Raw genomic sequence first — 16,641 nt, 5'->3', positions numbered from 1 at the left:
ATGTTGTAGTTTAAAAAAGTAATTTTGTCTCAATGCTGAAAAACTACGTTGTTAACATTTTTAAAAACATAGGGATTATAGGATTTTTCCTATTGCCTTATGCGATTTTATCCCAGGAACCACAAATCTTTACAAGAGAAGATTTTGACCTAAGGGGAGATGTAAAGTCATGCCTGGTTATAGCTGATTATGGGAAAGAAGAGTTTGAGTTCAATAGAGAAGGATTGCTTACCAAGAATGTTACTCGATACAATGAAGCCGATTATGACATTACTTATTATAAGTATTTAGAAGGCCAGTTGTTGGAAAAGAGAGATGAGATTTATCGGGAAGGTCAGTTTGACAAACAAATTTCAATTGCACATTTTTATGACGTTGATACCACTAACAATAAAAAAATTTCTGAAAAAATTATTTCTTATACCGGCGACGTTTTGGATATCTATGAATATAACTACAATAAGGCAGGTAATCTCATAGGCATTATCAGATCTAATAATAAAGGTTTAGACGAGACCAATATTGAATATTCCAGTTATAAAGGCGAATCAACAATCACTTATTTGTTAAACGGGGTAACGTTAAAATCAATTAGAACCTCTTTTAAGAAGAATAGAAAAGGCATTAAGAACAAAATTGTATTAACCAAGGAATTTCTTGAGGGGCTACCCAACAAGGCTCTTGAAGAAATCTATGATTCGGAAAATAAATTAATTTCACAAAAAGAATTTCGTTACGATGAAAGTAAGCAGTCTTTTGAAGCGGTAAAGGAAGTAAGTTATTTTTATGATGCAACAGGAATGCTTTCAAAGGAGGTGTCAAAAGTTGATAAAAGTGTAAGATCCAAAGAATATATTTACCAATTTGATGGTGAAGAGGCACAGAATTGGGTCAAGCAGATCATTGCACCACAGAATCTTTTCACTACCCGGAGTATTACTTATTTCCAGGATGAATTACTGAAAACTGAGGAATAACAATTTCAACACCAAATAGATCCAATTAGGCCATACTGGCCTATTCTTATGTTCATTAATGAAGATGCTGCTCCCATTCATTTTTGAGGATACCATAATGGCAGGTATCCCGCTTATAACCATCTAATAAATAAACATTTTGCCTGAGAATTCCTTCCAGGATAGCACCAAGCTTTTCCACTGCTTTTCTGGATTGCGTATTTCGTTTGTCAATCCTGAAAGAAACCTTTTCAAACCCAAGGGAATTAAAAGCACGGTCAAGTAACAGGTATTTCATTTGTGCGTTAAGTCCGGTACCCTGAAATTTTCTTCCGATCCAGGTGGAGCCAATTTCCAATACCTTGTTTTTATGATCTATATTCATATATCTCGTACATCCGGCAAAGGCACTGACTTGTTTATCAAAGATTATAAAGGGCAGTGAGGTTCTCTGCTTTAGTTGATCAAGGGCTATTTCAACATAATTTCTAAGGGCTGCAGGAGTTGCTATATCTGAAGGGGAATATTGAATAAGTTTATCTTCAGCAGCGACAATTTGCAAATTTGAATAGTTATCCAGAGTGAGGGGAGAGAGTCTTACCCGATCATTTTCCAAAATTACCGGCTTCGTCATAAAATTAAGCTTTTTAAAAGTTCTTTTTTAACGATATGACCACCATCAAAAATAAGCTCTTTTGCCCTTCCCTTAAATACAGCCTTGCTTTTTTCTCTCTCATTAGCCAGGACCTCATCTGTAAGGTATTTATCTTGATTACCTATTATTATTGTTATCCTGGTGCTATTTCCCAAATGCTGAAAATCCGATGCATTTAATTCGTGAGGAATGCCCCCTGCATACAGGACCAATTGCTGACAATCAAATTTAGATCGGGCAACCCATCTGGCAGCCATGGAAACTCCCTGTGAGTATCCAAATACAATCACATTGCAATGCGCTGGGATTACTTCTTCCGCTAAAATGGAATTTAGATAATTAAGATTATTTTGAATTTCTGTTTCGGTATTTTCTTTTGTAAGCCAGCTGGCGCCCACATGTTTATATTCGCTCCCCAGATAATATTTAGAAGGTGCCTGTGGTGCAATGATATAGTTTTCCGTAGGATTTAATTCATCAAAATATTTTAGAAAATACTTGCTCAAATACCCAATCCCGTGAAAAACAATCCATACGTTTTTTGTTTCATTGGTAAGGGTGTTTAGTGTTTCATAGGTATTTGTACTCTGATAACGAACAGATTTTCCCAAAGGTGCACTACTCATAGTATTTCAATTGTTATTAGTTGCATTTGAATGCTTAATTTTACGCAAAATAATTTCTATGAACGAATACAAGGACAAAATACTAAAGGTATGCAATGATATTTGTAAAAATACCCTTATGGAGACCCTGGAAATTGAATTTATTGATGTAGGTGAAAATTACCTGATTGCGAAAATGCCGGTAAATTCAAAGGTTCATCAACCCGATGGCGTCTTACACGGTGGCGCAACTGTTGCTTTGGCCGAAAGTGTGGGAAGTGCCGCTTCATATGTGTTTCTGGATGGTCAAAAATTCTTTGTCCGTGGTATTGAAACATCCGCAAATCACGTAAAGAGTATAAGTGAAGGGGAGGTCTTTGCCCGCGCAACAATTATCCATAAAGGCAGAACTACCCAATTATGGGACATAAAAGTAACGGATATTGAAGGCAATCTCATTTCAATATGCAAATTAACCACTATTGCGCTACCAAGAGCCTAGTATGTCTTTAGATCAATTTGGCAGCATTGAAACTCATTGGAAAAGTAAATTACCTCTTGTTGCCTATAGAAAACCAAATACCGATAAAGTCATCTCAATCCTGCAAAATGAAGCAAAGACTCATTATGCAAATGATTTTAATGAATCAGGTTTTGTATTTGCTCCATTTGATAAGGATTCCCCGGCCATACTAATTAGACCGGATAAACAGCTTACAATTGATTACAGGGTCCGTAAGTTTGAATTAAATAAGACAACTTTCGAACCCGGGCATGAAAAGGGAAGGAACTATCACCTTGAAATTGTAAACAAAGGGATTCAAGAAATAGCGCATACAAAGCTTCAAAAGGTTGTGCTTTCACGGAAAATTGAGGTTCCCGTTAAGAGTTCCCCAATTCAAATATTTGACAGGGTCCTAAGTTGTTACCCTAATGCCTTATGCTATTTATGGTATCATCCAAAAATAGGTCTATGGATAGGAGCCACTCCTGAGTTGCTTTTACTCAGGCAAAATTCAACTATAAATACTTCTTCACTTGCAGGCACCATGAAAAATACATCGGGCGACAAACCCATATGGGGAAAGAAAGAACTGGAAGAGCAGGTAATGGTTACCCAACACATCACTAAACAGCTAAGGAGTTTCGTACCCGATTTGTCCGTTGGCAACGTAAATTCTGCAAAAGCAGGGAATTTATGGCACTTAAAGACCAGGATTTCAGGAACAATTGGTGACCATGATTTAAAGAGTATAATAGATGCATTGCATCCTACACCGGCTGTTTGTGGTCTTCCGGTGCATGACGCAGCATCATTTATAAAAAGTCATGAAAATTATAAACGGGAATATTACACCGGATTTTTGGGAGAACTAAATCTGGATAAGGAAAAAACAGCTCATCTGTTTGTTAACCTGCGTTGTATGCAAATAAGGGATAAAGTAGCCTCTTTATATGTTGGCGGTGGCATTACCCGCGATTCCAATCCCGAGCATGAATGGATGGAAACAGTTCATAAAAGTGAAACTATGCTTAACATGGTATTTAATTAGGCCAATTGATTGGATTAACACACTGTTCCGTTGTATTTTTGTGTCGCCTATGAAATATTCTAGTATTCCTTCGGCTCAATCGGTTGTGTTCCATTGTAAATCAAGGGGTATCAGGAATGTGGTAATCTCCCCAGGGTCAAGGAATGCGCCATTAACCATTGGTTTTACCAATGATCCATATTTTTCCTGTTATAGCATAGTTGATGAACGAAGTGCAGGCTTTTTTGCTTTGGGCATGGCACAACATTTACAAAAACCTGTTATAGCCGTCTGTACCTCAGGAAGTGCTCTTTTAAATTACTACCCTGCAGTGGCGGAAGCTTTTTACAGCGATATTCCGCTAGTTATCATTTCAGCAGATAGGCCAGGCTATAAGGTAGATATTGGCGATGGCCAGACAATAAGGCAAGAATCAATATTTGAAAAACATATAGGCTATACCGCAAATTTAAAGCAGGATATCAACCATGCCAGTGATACCATAAAAGGATTTGAACCCTCATTATTTCTTCAAGAGGCTGCTACGGATGAGTTGCAGCTTCAGATTCAATCTTTTAATGATAACGAATTGAACAATGCGCTATGTTTGGCAATTCTGGAAAACAGCCCGGTACACATCAATATTCCTTTTGAAGAACCATTGTATGATACAGAGGAAGATGTAACCGTAAGCCCGGAATGTATTCCATTGAGTTGTGAAAATAACCATGAGAAAACCAATTGGGAGGAACTTGGACAAGTATGGAATAAGTCGGCAAAGAAAATGTTCATTATCGGGGTCAATTATCCCGACCGTATAAATAGTGACTATTTAAACTACATCGCGAATGAGGAATCAGTAATCGTTTTTACGGAAGTTACTTCCAATGTCCATCATCAAAATTTTTTCCCCAGTATAGATAGTATAATAGCCCCCATTGAAAAGTCTGAGGACCGCGATGTAAAGTTTAAAGAACTGCAGCCGAATATTTTGGTTACTATGGGAGGCCTGATCGTTTCTAAAAAAATAAAAGCCTTTCTCAGAAAATTTAAACCAGAGCATCACTGGCACATACATAATAAAAAGGCATATGATACTTTCTTCTCACTTACAAAGCATATAAAAACGGATGAAAACAGGTATTTCGAAAATATGATGAAGCATACTACTGAAGTGCGGAGTAATTATTACGAAACCTGGAGTAGGGTAAAAGAAAAATATCTAAACCGAAGAAAAACGTATCTAAATGAAATTCCATTTACAGATTTTTTGGCTTTTCACATAATATGTGCAGGGATTCCTAAAGGCTATCAGCTTCATCTGGCTAATAGTTCAACAGTGAGATATGCACAGCTGTTTGATTTGGATCCTTCTCTTAACGTATATTGCAATAGAGGAACCAGTGGTATAGACGGCAGTACTTCAACAGCAGCCGGATCGTCAATTTATTCCGTAAGCCCTACTTTACTAATAACAGGAGACCTGAGTTTCTTTTATGATAGTAACGGACTATGGAATTCTTATTTGCGTAACGATCTAAGAATTATAGTGATTAATAATGGTGGCGGAGGGATATTTAGAATTTTACCGGGTAAGGAAAATACTCAAAATTTTGAAACTTTTTTTGAGACTGTTCAGGATTTGGAGTTGAAAAAACTTTGTGCGCTCTTTAAAATAAATCATTATGAAGCTGAAGATGAATCTAGTTTAAAATCAGCGTTGTCAAACTTTTATTTGCCTTCAGATTCCCCCCAACTTTTGGAGGTAAAAACACCCAGAGTCCTGAACGATAAAATTTTGCTTAATTATTTCGATTTCATATCTTAGAACGGACTTAGTTCCAAAAAAGATTACTAACCTTATGAGCAATAAAAGAGTTTTACTTATAGAGCAGTATGCTGCCGATATCCGGGGTAAATTTGGAGAGACCCCTGATATGGATTTTTTAAAAAAAGTAACCGTTGGACTAGGTCCCTCCATTTATAACAGGGATTCTTCAAAAGTTTCCGGAACCGATGCATCTGAACTTGAAACGGTAAAGAAAAACTTCTTAATTAAAAAATTAGGCCTTTCAGATGGTCCCGAACTCATGGAGGCTATCCAAAGCGTTATAGCGACTTATGGTTCTTCGGAAAGAAACAAACATAGGGCTGTTGTTTATTATATGTTGGCAAAGCACTTTAAGAAAGAATCTGTTTATTCTTAGGATATTTAATAGCCGTTCTGATCAAAGGCGGTTTTTTACTTAATAGGTTAAAACCTTTTCATGATAGAATTAGGAAATTATAATACTTTAAAAATCCTGCGGGAGACAGGTGTAGGTTTATTTCTGGGTGACGATGATGTAGATGATTTATTACTTCCTACGAAATATGTTCCTGTAAATTATGAAATAGGGGATGAAATACGCGTCTTTTGCTATCTTGATCACGAAGAACGCCCCATTGCTACAACGCTAAATCCATTAATCAGAAGAAATTCTTTCGGATTCCTTAAAGTTGCTGAGGTAAATGATTTTGGGGCCTTTTTAGATTGGGGATTAGAAAAACATTTGTTAGTTCCTTTCGGGGAACAACAAACAAAAATGATTGAAGGTAAGTCGTATGTTGTCTTTTGTTATCTGGATGAAAAGACTTTTAGGTTAGTGGCTTCTTCCAGGTTAAATAAATTCGTAAAAAACGAAGAGTTATCACTTTCACCTAAGGAGGAAGTGGATCTTTTGGTGAGCAGGAAATCTGATTTGGGTTGGGATGTGATAATTAACAATAAATACAGAGGACTGATTTTCACAAATGAAGTATTTCAGCCAATAGAAGTTGGAATGTCTGTTAAGGGTTATGTTAAAAATATTAGAGAAGATAACAAGGTAGATATATCCCTAAAACCTATTGGCTATTCAAGTCTTGAACCTGCTGCGAAACAAATCTTTGAACAGTTAGAACTGGAAGGCGGTTATATTGCCCTTCATGATAAATCTGCACCTGAGGAAATACAGGAGAAATTCCGGATGAGTAAAAAAGTCTTCAAAAAAGCCATTGGAACCCTTTACAGGGAAAGAAAAATTGAAATAAAAAATGACGGGATATACAGTTTATGAACCGATTTAAGGTATAATGGTTTATAAAAATTGGTAAGCACCTGTATAATTCCTCCGATAAAACGATTACTTTTGACTAAAATCTTATATATTTTGTTGATAATAAGCTTTTTACTTATTTTTATCACCGGACCCCTAAATATAATATGAAATGCCATTTATTGAAGAAAGCGATTTACTAGAACTACATAAAGATATTGACAAAGCACAGATTATAAATGAACGCTTGTTAGATCAAATAAAATTTAAAAATAAAGAGCTAAAAAGGAGTAAGATCCAAAGGAATATCCTAGCAGGGGTAACGGCTCTTTTTTTAATAGGAGCTTTGGCAATTACTTCATTTACGGCCGGACTTAGCAGGTCTAATACCTATGACAATCAAAATTTATTGGTTTCAATAGATAGCCTGGAGGCAGTAAAAACCAGGATAGACAATCTGCAAACAAAAAATGAAGAATTAAGCCTGGTAAAAGAATTCTATCTGGCTAAGAAGTTCTTAGAAAAAGAGAAAATATATTCTGTCCAGGTTAAATCCTTTGTTGATAATAATCTTACCCTGTCTTCTGAATCGTTGGCAAACACTATGTTTGTTAAAACTAATCCGTTTTACTCGTATTCCTTAGGAAATTTTGAAACATTGGAAGAAGCCAGGTCCTTCAGATATCAGTTGGTTAAAATGGGATTTGACGATGCATTTGTAGCGTCCTATCAGGATGGGAAACGAATAAAAATTGAAGATCCCTATTAGTGACCAAATTTAGAGCCTGGCTCAGCGCAGCCCGCTTGAGGACCCTTCCCTTATCATTATCCGGAATATTTGTTGGCACCGCCATGGCCAATATCTATGGCTTTAAGGATTCCATTATTTTTATTCTTGCTCTCTTAACGACAGTTGGTTTCCAGGTTACTTCGAATTTTGCCAATGACTTTGGAGATGGGGTAAAGGGTACGGATAATGAGGATAGAATTGGTCCTAAACGCGCATATCAAAGTGGCCGGTTGTCTAAAAGTGAACTCAAATTGGGTATTCAGGTTTCTGTAGTTATAAATTTAGTACTTGTCTTTCTACTTCTATACGTTGCATTTTACGAGCAGTATATCATGTATGTGGTTTTATTTACCATTCTGGGCATAATTAGTATTTGGGCTGCGATTAAATATACCGTTGGAAAAAACGCCTATGGCTATAAAGGATTTGGCGACCTTTTTGTCTTCTTGTTTTTTGGATTGCTCAGCGTTCTGGGATCAATGTTTTTATATACTAAGTTTTTGACAACTATATCAGTGTTTCCGGCCATTTCCATTGGTCTTCTAAGTACCGCCGTGCTCAATCTAAATAACCTTAGAGATTATGAATCGGATAAAAGGGCTCAAAAGAATACGATAATTGTTAAGATCGGTGTTGCCAAAGGTAAATTATATCAATATACACTCATTATCCTGGCTTTCTTATGTATGCTTTTTTTTATTGGGAATCATTATTATTCATGGAAAAGTGCCCTATGCCTTATTGCATTTATACCGCTATTTGGTCATTTGATAGTCGTAAGTAAAATTAAAGATCCCGGTAAATTTGATCCGGAATTGAAGAAAGTAGCTCTCAGTACTTTTATGTTAGGGTTATTGTTTTACTTGGAGTATTATTATTTTTTGTAAATTTGAAATGACATAACCCCCTAATACTTTACTTGCCTTGGAACAAGCTATTAAAATTCTTATTGTTGAAGATAATGTTATTATTGCCGATGACATGCAATCCATGTTGGAGGAAATAGGATATGAGATTGTAGATAACGTCATTGTTTACGAACAAGCCGAGGAGGTTTTAAAGAATAATCATGTAGACCTCGTACTTATTGATATCATTTTAGCCTCGGACAAAACAGGAATAGATCTGGGAAAACATATTCGAGATAACTACAATATCCCTTTCATTTTCGTTACCTCTAATTCTGATCGGGCTACTGTTGAGAATGCTAAATCGGTTAAACCTAACGGATATCTTGTAAAACCATTTGAACAGCAGGATCTCTATACTTCTATTGAAATAGCGCTTTCAAATTTTGACTACTCAACCAAAGAAGGTGGACAGGAACTTCCTGAAGGTCAGGAAAAAGTAGTCTCCAATTCGGTGCTTAAAGATTCTATCTTCGTTAAAAAACAACACCTTTACTATAGAATTCAGTTTGGAGATATCCAGTTTATAAAGGCAGATAATGTATACCTGGAAGTTAATACGGTAGACAAGAAATTCCTGGTAAGGTCTCCCTTGAAAGATTATCTGGAGAAATTACCTAAAAATAAATTCTACAGGGCTCATAAGTCTTACATTGTAAATGTAGATCATATAGACGCCATAAACTCCAGGGATATCATGATTAATAATACACTTATCCCTATTTCAAAGGATTTTAAAGAGTTTATTATTTCAGCTATGAATTCCTAAAATCAAGCTCTTTATACACTGGTTTAATTAGATAAGTAGGCTTATCTATGCTGTTAATGGCTCCAAAAAGGGTGCTCACCACATATTTGATATAGTTCACAACATTAATTTCTCACAATTGAAGAGTTGATATACTTTAGCTATATAAATAATTGATTAATTTTTTTCATTTTCATATAGTGTTCTCGTAAAAGAGTCTTGTCTTAATTGACAGGGCTCTTTTTGATTATACCAATATTACGGTAAACCGGAATTCTAAACAATGGATATCCCAGGCTCGATAAAAAGCTAAAAAATCGGGTGAAATGCACTTAATCACTATAAAATGCCATTTCACAACATAAATATGCCATTTCACAACAAAATCTCGAATCCTAAATAACTAGGTGATACTTTTGAAGCGCTATTACAGCACCCCAAATCTTATCATTTATATATCACTTTGTAAAAGACTATGCTAGGCGTATAGTCTTTTTCATTTGTCCTTTGTGCATTATTAAAGTATGAATAAGATTTTCATAAGGTATATGGAGCGTGTTTTGGTAATTAAAGTTTGAACGAGATTTAAATCTAACATGGTAACATTTACACTAAGATCATTGGTAGACAACAGTTTCATTCTACTTTACAACAAAAATTTAAACACAAGGTCATTTAGTAGTAAGTTTAGATCAGTGTTGAGGTTGAATACCTGAATAATTATAAAAGGATCAAAATAGTGTTTGGCAAATAGTCCTGAGCTTGTTATGGCAAAATCGCTGGGTAAAATTTTAGTAATAGTTTTTTTCTCTTTATTTCAAAGCGTTGGAGCACAGGTATTGGATACCCTGGATGAAAATGTATTGCAAATATTCAAGGATAAGCGCACGGATGTTGACAGGTTCGACTATTTTTTCAATACACTCAATAGATATAATGAAAATTCAGCTTATGATTGGCTGGATGAAGTGAACATCTATTTAAACTCAGCAGAAAAGTCCGGAGATTCATTGGCAATAAGCAATTACAAGCTTATGCAATCGCAAATTTATTTTGATTTGGGTGACTACGATAAAAGTGTAGCCATTGCTAATGACCTCTATGCAGTAAAGGATATTTTCGATCTTAAGACCAAACGGATACTACTAGATCTAATAGATGATAACTATGCTCAACTAAAACTATATGGGAAACAGGTTGAGATAAGACAGGAGAAAAGAGATTTAGGACTCACAGAAAATATCACTTTCTATGATATTTATTCGAATCTGGGCTTGCATAGAAAAGCCATGGAGGATTATATCATGGATATGAAAAAGACGATAGACAATAGTGACTTATACGGTCTTGCAGAATATAATAACAATGTGGGTCGTTATTTATTACTTGACAAATCCTCCTCAGTTTCACTTAGTAATTTTAAAAAGGCCAAGGGCTATATAGATGTGTATCTTAATGATGTAACCCAGGTTAAATCTGAAAAAGAATTACAGAAGGCTAAATTATTAAAGGGTATAATTGAAGGTAATATTGGGAAATCTTATTTGCAGCTTAAACAATTTGAAGAGGCCTTACCTTATTTGGAAAATAGTATTGAACTAATAAAGGAAAATTATGTTGGACAATATTCTGAAGATGTGATTGAAAATAGTCTGGCACTGGCGGATTGTCATCTGCAACTTGAAAATTTTAATAAGGCAAAGGATATTTTAAATGATGACCTTAATCCTAAAAAGTCCGAGCATATTGTCAAAAAGAATAGATTATTGGCAGCCTATTACGATAGAATTGAAGATTATAAAAATGCTAACTTCTACCTCAAGAAGAATGTAAGAATTGCCGACTCTATTAATAGCAACGATACCTCATTAAAGAAGCAGCAGCTTTCTACCGTGGCTAAATATGAAATTGAGAATTCCAAGCGAATGATTGATGCTCAAAAGCTGGAAATGGAACGTGCAAGAAGTGAAATGCAACAAAAGGACGAGCAAATCAATTTGGTATTTATTTCTTTGATATTCACGCTTTTAGGCTTTGCAGGCTTGGTGTATGCTTATCTAAAGAGTATTAAAAATCAACGCCTAATTGCTGAACAAAATCATATCATTGAAAACTCACTTGTTGAAAAAGATTCTTTGTTAAAAGAAATTCATCATCGCGTAAAAAATAACCTTCAAATGGTATCCAGCCTTTTGAGTCTTCAAACAAAGAACACCCGCAGCAAGGCGGCTATTGAAGCCCTGGAAGAAGGAAAGAGTAGGGTAAAAGCCATGGCTCTAATTCATCAGAAGTTATATCAGAATGATGACTTATCAGTCATTGAAATGCAAGGTTACATAGAGAGTTTGGTAAATAGCGTGCAATCTGTATTCAAGAAAGGTGGTCACAATATAAATATTACTATTGATGCTGAAGGTGTTGAATTAGATATTGACAGGGCCATCCCTTTTGGGCTAATCCTGAACGAGCTTGTATCCAATACTTTTAAATATGCATTTCCCGAGGGTGATGAAAATGGTAAAATATATATCCACCTTCGAAAAAACGGTGATCAGGGATTTTTTGAATATACGGATAACGGTGTAGGCCTTAGTGAAGATTCGGAAGAGAGAGCCAATTCATCAATGGGCGTTCGTTTAATGAAACGTCTCGTAAATCAATTACAATCCACATTAAATATTGATAAAACTACAGATGGTGTTCGTTTTTGGTTCAATTTTAAATAAATTTGAACTATAAATCCGCACATCATGAAAATTACTTTCTTAGGACACGCTTCTATCCTGGTTGAGGTTGGCCAGAATACAATTTTAATTGATCCATTTATTACAGCTAACGAGAAGGCAACCGGAAAGGTTGATATTGGCAGTTTAAATCCTGATTATATCCTTCTTACACATGCCCATCAGGACCATATCCTGGACGTGGAGGTTATCGCTAAGAGGTCTAACCCAACAATTGTAAGTAATTATGAGATTGCAATGCACTATGAAAGCAAGGGTTTCAAAGTACATCCAATGAATCATGGGGGTAATTGGAATTTTGATTTCGGTACGGTAAAATATACGAACGCCATTCATACTTCTTCTTTTCCCGATGGCTCTTATGGGGGTCAGCCCGGCGGATTTATTATTTCCTCGGATAATAAGCATGTATACATTGCGGGCGATACGGCTTTGACTTCGGACATGAAATTAATTCCTTTAACGCATCAGCTTGACCTTGCTGTATTGCCTATTGGAGATAATTTTACCATGGGTGTTGACGACGCCATTCTGGCTGCAGATTTCGTTTCATGCGATAGCATTTTGGGATATCACTATGATACTTTCGGATATATAGAGATAGATCATAAGGAGGCTCTTGAAAAATTCACAAAGGCTGGTAAGAAGTTGCATTTATTACCGATAGGGGAGTCAATGACAGTTTGATCATCTGACCTTACTTCTTAGTACTATTTTATGCAGAAGCTTTGGAAAAATACGCTTCACATATATCCCGCTAATTTCCTTACCCCCTATATATGCCTCAAACTTCTTTCGATGGATTGCGCGTATCATTTTCCTTGCAAATTTATCGGGTGACATACCATTTTCCGTTGCAGAATCATTTCGTTTTTGAGAAGAACCATCCCCGGTCAATGCATTTATTGCAACATTAGTTTGAATAAAACCCGGGCAAATGATAGTGACATCCACACCGTCTTTTTCATGCTCCATTCTTAAAACGTCAAAAAAACCGTGAAGGGCGTGCTTAGCACCGCAATAGCCGGACCTATAAGGAGATCCGAATTTTCCCATCAAACTGCTTACCACAACAAAGTGCCCGCCGCCATTTGTTATAAAATGAGGCAAAACCTCCTTACTTAACGCCACAGTACCCAGGTAATTTACTAGCATTAATTTTTTAAAGACCTCCAGATTCGTTTCTATGATTAGAGAACGCTGACTTAAGCCCGCATTATTTATTAGGATATCAAGCCTCCCGTAAATAGAAATAGCTGTTTTTACAATATTGCGCATGCTGGTCAAATCCTCCAGGTCTAAAGGTAAAATGGCCACCTTTTGTGGGTATTTGCATTTTTCTTTAACTTTCTTGAGTTGTTCTTTATTCCTGGCCGAAATTATTAGCTTATGCCCTTGATAGTTTAATTCATAGGCCAGAGATTCCCCAATCCCGGAGGAAGCCCCGGTTAACCATATTATTTTATTAGCATTTGCCCTCATTCTCTAATTTTTAGATTGAAAATATAGTTAAATTTGGCACCAATTCATATGAAGGCTTTTTACAGGAAATACCATTTGAAATTTAAAAGACCGGCAGGGACCTCCAGGGGAGTACTGATGGATAAAGAAACCTGGTTTTTAATTCTTAAAGATCAGGGGAAGTCGGGCATTGGCGAATGCGGCTTGTTCAGGGGTCTGAGTATGGACGATGTTCCTGAATATGAGGAAGCCCTGTCATGGACCTGTTCAAATATTCATTTAGGGCCTGTACGACTTTTGGAAAAACTAAAAGACTATCCCAGCATAAAATTTGGCGTAGAACAGGCATTTGCATCCCTCCAATCTGAAGACCCGTTTATCCTTTTCCCATCAGACTTTACCAGATCAAAGCAGGGAATAAATATTAATGGGCTTATTTGGATGGGCGATGCAGCCTTTATGCAGGAACAGATAGAACAAAAAATAAGTTCTGAATTCAATTGTATTAAAACCAAAATAGGGGCAATTGATTTTGATACTGAATTGTCTTTATTTGCTACCATTAGAAAAAAGTATTCCAAAGAAGAAATACAGCTCAGAGTTGATGCTAATGGAGCTTTTAGTCCGGAAGAAGCAATAGATAAGCTGCAGCGACTGGCAGAATATGATATACACTCTATTGAACAGCCTATTAAACAGGGATTTCCATTGAAAATGAAGCAACTATGTGAAAATACGCCACTTCCTATTGCCCTTGATGAAGAATTAATTGGCCATAATAGTGTAACAGAAAAAGAAAGCTTACTACAAACCATTAGGCCATATTATATAATTCTAAAACCAAGCCTTTTGGGTGGGTTCAGCGCCTGTAAGGAATGGATTGAGGTAGCTTCAAAACTGGATATTGGCTGGTGGATTACAAGTGCCCTGGAAAGTAATATTGGCCTTAACGCCATTGCCCAATGGACATATACGCTTAATAATAAAATGGCCCAGGGCCTGGGAACCGGGAGTTTATTCACTAATAATTTTCCGAGCCCTCTTGAAATATGCAAAGGGCAGTTGCATTACAATAAAAATTCCGATTGGGAAGAAAATCTAATTGACAAATTATGTATATAGAACAAGGATACAAAGGATTGCATGAATTATGGAGATATGCCATAGGTGTGCTCATAATTATAGTAGGCTGGCAAGTTATTGGGGCAGCACCTTTGACAATAGTTTTTTTGGCAAAGGCATTGCAATCTGGAGATATTCCAACAGATTTAGATCTATCAGGGATATCTAATTTCTTAGGATCTAATTTATTTTTCTTTCTAGTCCTTCTGACATTTGCTATTGGATTTATAGTCTTATATCTCACAGTAAAACTTTTACATAAACAAAGTTTTGTTTCCTTGACTACTTCCAGGAAGCGTATTGACTGGAAACGGGTGTTTTTCACCTTCTTCCTTTGGGCAGTAATTTCTGTGGCGTTTATAGGTTTGGATATCTATTTATCACCGGAGGATTACGTTTATAACTTTCAACCCGATCTATTTCTTGTTTTGTTGCTTATCGCTATTATTTTTATCCCTATTCAAACCAGCTTTGAAGAATACTTTTTGCGGGGTTATTTAATGCAGGGCTTAGGCATTGCGGCAAAAAACAGATGGGTGCCGCTTATAGGGACTTCTTTAATTTTTGGGTTGATGCATATTTTTAATCCTGAAGTAGCTAAAATAGGATATGGGGTAATGGTTTTTTATATTGGGACTGGTCTGTTTTTGGGTATTCTTACTTTAATGGATGAGGGTTTAGAGTTAGCCCTGGGTTTTCATGCAGCAAATAATTTTACGGCAGCACTAATTGTCCACGCAGAATGGACAGCTTTCCAGACAAATTCCATATATAAGGACATCTCCGAACCGGAAATAGGTTGGGAAGTTTTTGCACCGGTTTTTATTATCTATCCCATTGTGTTGCTTATTTTATCCAAAAAGTATGGATGGACCAATTGGAAAGATCGTCTGACTGGGAATTTGATACCTCCTGTCAGTCATAATGAAACAACTGAAATTAAATAAATGGCATTTAAACTACATCCTCAATTTAAACTTAATGGTCATACTTTCTCTAATGAAGAGTTAAAAGAAGTATCATATAGTTTAATTAAAGAAGGAGAAGATTTTGAAAAGGAAATAGGTGACTTTATACTAGATTGGCTATCGGATGATTCCGAACTTACAATACGTACTTCAGGCTCCACAGGCGTTCCAAAGAGGGTAGGTCTAAAAAAAATACATATGGTAAACTCTGCCAAGGTCACTGGAGATTATTTCGGGCTGGAAGCGGGTGACAGGGTTTTATTATGTTTGTCTACTGGGTATATTGCCGGACAGATGATGCTCGTTAGGGCGATGGTCCTGGGATTAGAGCTCGATTTTGTTGCTCCAACTTCAAGACCTTTAGATAGGATAACCAAGTCTTATAAATTTTGTGCAATGGTACCTCTTCAATTGGCATCCTCTTTAAATAATCTAGATAGGATACACACACTTATAGTTGGAGGAGCTCCGGTTTCTTCAAAATTGAAGAGATTAATTAAGGAGAGTACTACCAGGATTTTTGAAACTTATGGGATGACTGAAACCATTACACATGTTGCAGTCAGGCCATTGAGTCAATTCGAAACCGGTGCAGATCATGATGTTTTTGAAATATTAGAGGATATATCCATATCTCAGGATGACAGAAAATGTCTGGTTATAAATGCCCCAAATATTAGTGATAACCCTGTAATCACTAACGATATTGTAGAAATAATCTCAGATAAAGAATTTCGATGGCTGGGTAGATTTGATAACGTAATTAATTCCGGAGGGGTAAAGCTGATACCTGAAAAAATTGAGGACAAGTTAGCCGCGGTCATCAAATCAAATTTTTTCATCAGCGCCATCCCGGATGAGCACTTGGGGCAGAAATTAATTTTAATTGTTGAAGGTAAAACAATTGATAATCTTCAGGAAATGATTGGCGATTTGGATTTGGATAAATTTGAGAAACCAAAAGAGACCCTGTACGTACCCCAATTTAAATACACGGTTAATGGTAAAATAATCAGGGATAAAACTTTGTCATTAATAAAAAACAAGTAATCTTGACCTATCTTAGGTGCTCATT

17 protein-coding genes are annotated in these 16,641 nt (G+C 36.2%); 14 read left to right on the top strand and 3 right to left on the bottom strand.

The genetic code is table 11. From position 1 onward, the window contains the following. The first annotated feature begins 32 nt into the window (after positions 1–32). Positions 33–977, top strand: coding sequence for a hypothetical protein (locus Q0X77_RS04035; protein WP_297793408.1), 945 nt, complete (start codon positions 33–35; stop codon positions 975–977). 55 nt (positions 978–1,032) lie between these two features. On the opposite strand, the gene Q0X77_RS04030 is transcribed toward Q0X77_RS04035, so the two are convergent. Next, positions 1,033–1,590: a GNAT family protein gene (locus tag Q0X77_RS04030; RefSeq protein ID WP_297793406.1), complete on the bottom strand. Its 558-nt coding sequence runs from the start codon at positions 1,588–1,590 to the stop codon at positions 1,033–1,035. Beyond that, entirely contained in the window at positions 1,587–2,237 is a 651-nt protein-coding gene (locus tag Q0X77_RS04025; RefSeq protein WP_297793403.1) for an esterase, read from the bottom strand. The genes Q0X77_RS04030 and Q0X77_RS04025 overlap by 4 nt, the downstream gene beginning before the upstream one ends. A gap of 58 nt (positions 2,238–2,295) precedes the next feature. Between Q0X77_RS04025 and Q0X77_RS04020 the strand changes: the two genes are divergently transcribed. From Q0X77_RS04020 to Q0X77_RS03975, 10 genes are all read left to right on the top strand, one after another. Beyond that, complete coding sequence (locus Q0X77_RS04020) at positions 2,296–2,718, top strand: PaaI family thioesterase (RefSeq protein ID WP_297793400.1); 423 nt, start codon at positions 2,296–2,298, stop codon at positions 2,716–2,718. Position 2,719: 1 nt separating this feature from the next. Further along, complete coding sequence (locus tag Q0X77_RS04015; RefSeq protein ID WP_297793398.1) at positions 2,720–3,769, top strand: chorismate-binding protein; 1,050 nt, start codon at positions 2,720–2,722, stop codon at positions 3,767–3,769. A gap of 49 nt (positions 3,770–3,818) precedes the next feature. After that, positions 3,819–5,576: a 2-succinyl-5-enolpyruvyl-6-hydroxy-3-cyclohexene-1-carboxylic-acid synthase gene (gene menD / locus Q0X77_RS04010; protein WP_297793395.1), complete on the top strand. Its 1,758-nt coding sequence runs from the start codon at positions 3,819–3,821 to the stop codon at positions 5,574–5,576. A gap of 34 nt (positions 5,577–5,610) precedes the next feature. Beyond that, positions 5,611–5,955 carry a DUF2853 family protein gene (locus Q0X77_RS04005; protein ID WP_297793392.1) on the top strand — a complete coding sequence of 115 codons (345 nt, stop codon included), beginning with the start codon at positions 5,611–5,613 and terminating at the stop codon, positions 5,953–5,955. Between the two features lie 60 nt (positions 5,956–6,015). After that, positions 6,016–6,846 (top strand): S1-like domain-containing RNA-binding protein, encoded by an 831-nt coding sequence (locus tag Q0X77_RS04000; protein WP_297793389.1) that lies wholly within the window; start codon positions 6,016–6,018, stop codon positions 6,844–6,846. Positions 6,847–6,997: 151 nt separating this feature from the next. Further along, positions 6,998–7,594 (top strand): SPOR domain-containing protein, encoded by a 597-nt coding sequence (locus tag Q0X77_RS03995; protein ID WP_297793386.1) that lies wholly within the window; start codon positions 6,998–7,000, stop codon positions 7,592–7,594. Further along, positions 7,594–8,502 carry a 1,4-dihydroxy-2-naphthoate octaprenyltransferase gene (gene menA, locus Q0X77_RS03990; RefSeq protein WP_297793384.1) on the top strand — a complete coding sequence of 303 codons (909 nt, stop codon included), beginning with the start codon at positions 7,594–7,596 and terminating at the stop codon, positions 8,500–8,502. Before Q0X77_RS03995 ends, menA begins: the two co-directional genes overlap by 1 nt. 37 nt (positions 8,503–8,539) lie before the next feature. Further along, positions 8,540–9,292, top strand: a complete 753-nt coding sequence (locus tag Q0X77_RS03985; protein ID WP_297793381.1) for a response regulator — start codon at positions 8,540–8,542, stop codon at positions 9,290–9,292. Positions 9,293–10,038: 746 nt separating this feature from the next. Then, positions 10,039–11,997, top strand: a complete 1,959-nt coding sequence (locus Q0X77_RS03980; RefSeq protein ID WP_297793378.1) for a histidine kinase dimerization/phosphoacceptor domain -containing protein — start codon at positions 10,039–10,041, stop codon at positions 11,995–11,997. Positions 11,998–12,021: 24 nt separating this feature from the next. After that, positions 12,022–12,702: a metal-dependent hydrolase gene (locus Q0X77_RS03975; protein ID WP_297793374.1), complete on the top strand. Its 681-nt coding sequence runs from the start codon at positions 12,022–12,024 to the stop codon at positions 12,700–12,702. Here Q0X77_RS03975 and Q0X77_RS03970 read toward each other — a convergent pair whose 3' ends face one another. After that, positions 12,703–13,497 (bottom strand): SDR family oxidoreductase, encoded by a 795-nt coding sequence (locus Q0X77_RS03970; RefSeq protein ID WP_297793372.1) that lies wholly within the window; start codon positions 13,495–13,497, stop codon positions 12,703–12,705. Between the two features lie 48 nt (positions 13,498–13,545). Here Q0X77_RS03970 and Q0X77_RS03965 point away from each other — a divergent pair, with 48 nt between their 5' ends. From Q0X77_RS03965 to Q0X77_RS03955, 3 genes are read left to right on the top strand one after another with little or no spacing between them, the layout of a single operon-like run. Next, entirely contained in the window at positions 13,546–14,598 is a 1,053-nt protein-coding gene (locus Q0X77_RS03965; RefSeq protein WP_297793462.1) for an o-succinylbenzoate synthase, read from the top strand. After that, entirely contained in the window at positions 14,589–15,545 is a 957-nt protein-coding gene (locus Q0X77_RS03960; protein ID WP_297793369.1) for a CPBP family intramembrane glutamic endopeptidase, read from the top strand. Before Q0X77_RS03965 ends, Q0X77_RS03960 begins: the two co-directional genes overlap by 10 nt. Next, positions 15,546–16,616, top strand: a complete 1,071-nt coding sequence (locus Q0X77_RS03955) for an AMP-binding protein (RefSeq protein ID WP_297793366.1) — start codon at positions 15,546–15,548, stop codon at positions 16,614–16,616. It begins immediately after the preceding gene. The last annotated feature ends 25 nt before the right edge of the window (positions 16,617–16,641 follow it).

Source organism: uncultured Eudoraea sp., assembly GCF_947258925.1.
Lineage (GTDB): Bacteria > Bacteroidota > Bacteroidia > Flavobacteriales > Flavobacteriaceae > Eudoraea.
Note: the sequence above shows the minus strand (reverse complement) of the source record. Positions and strands in the feature narration are given on the sequence as shown.

What these genes read in the sequence shown, in the direction of transcription:
- Q0X77_RS04035 (WP_297793408.1), top strand. Translation starts at nt 33, where the DNA reads ATGCTGAAAAACTACGTTGTTAACATTTTTAAAAACATAGGGATTATA.
- Q0X77_RS04030 (WP_297793406.1), bottom strand. Translation starts at nt 1,590, where the DNA reads ATGACGAAGCCGGTAATTTTGGAAAATGATCGGGTAAGACTCTCTCCC.
- Q0X77_RS04025 (WP_297793403.1), bottom strand. Translation starts at nt 2,237, where the DNA reads ATGAGTAGTGCACCTTTGGGAAAATCTGTTCGTTATCAGAGTACAAAT.
- Q0X77_RS04020 (WP_297793400.1), top strand. Translation starts at nt 2,296, where the DNA reads ATGAACGAATACAAGGACAAAATACTAAAGGTATGCAATGATATTTGT.
- Q0X77_RS04015 (WP_297793398.1), top strand. Translation starts at nt 2,720, where the DNA reads ATGTCTTTAGATCAATTTGGCAGCATTGAAACTCATTGGAAAAGTAAA.
- menD (WP_297793395.1), top strand. Translation starts at nt 3,819, where the DNA reads ATGAAATATTCTAGTATTCCTTCGGCTCAATCGGTTGTGTTCCATTGT.
- Q0X77_RS04005 (WP_297793392.1), top strand. Translation starts at nt 5,611, where the DNA reads ATGAGCAATAAAAGAGTTTTACTTATAGAGCAGTATGCTGCCGATATC.
- Q0X77_RS04000 (WP_297793389.1), top strand. Translation starts at nt 6,016, where the DNA reads ATGATAGAATTAGGAAATTATAATACTTTAAAAATCCTGCGGGAGACA.
- Q0X77_RS03995 (WP_297793386.1), top strand. Translation starts at nt 6,998, where the DNA reads ATGCCATTTATTGAAGAAAGCGATTTACTAGAACTACATAAAGATATT.
- Q0X77_RS03980 (WP_297793378.1), top strand. Translation starts at nt 10,039, where the DNA reads ATGGCAAAATCGCTGGGTAAAATTTTAGTAATAGTTTTTTTCTCTTTA.
- Q0X77_RS03975 (WP_297793374.1), top strand. Translation starts at nt 12,022, where the DNA reads ATGAAAATTACTTTCTTAGGACACGCTTCTATCCTGGTTGAGGTTGGC.
- Q0X77_RS03970 (WP_297793372.1), bottom strand. Translation starts at nt 13,497, where the DNA reads ATGAGGGCAAATGCTAATAAAATAATATGGTTAACCGGGGCTTCCTCC.
- Q0X77_RS03965 (WP_297793462.1), top strand. Translation starts at nt 13,546, where the DNA reads ATGAAGGCTTTTTACAGGAAATACCATTTGAAATTTAAAAGACCGGCA.
- Q0X77_RS03960 (WP_297793369.1), top strand. Translation starts at nt 14,589, where the DNA reads ATGTATATAGAACAAGGATACAAAGGATTGCATGAATTATGGAGATAT.
- Q0X77_RS03955 (WP_297793366.1), top strand. Translation starts at nt 15,546, where the DNA reads ATGGCATTTAAACTACATCCTCAATTTAAACTTAATGGTCATACTTTC.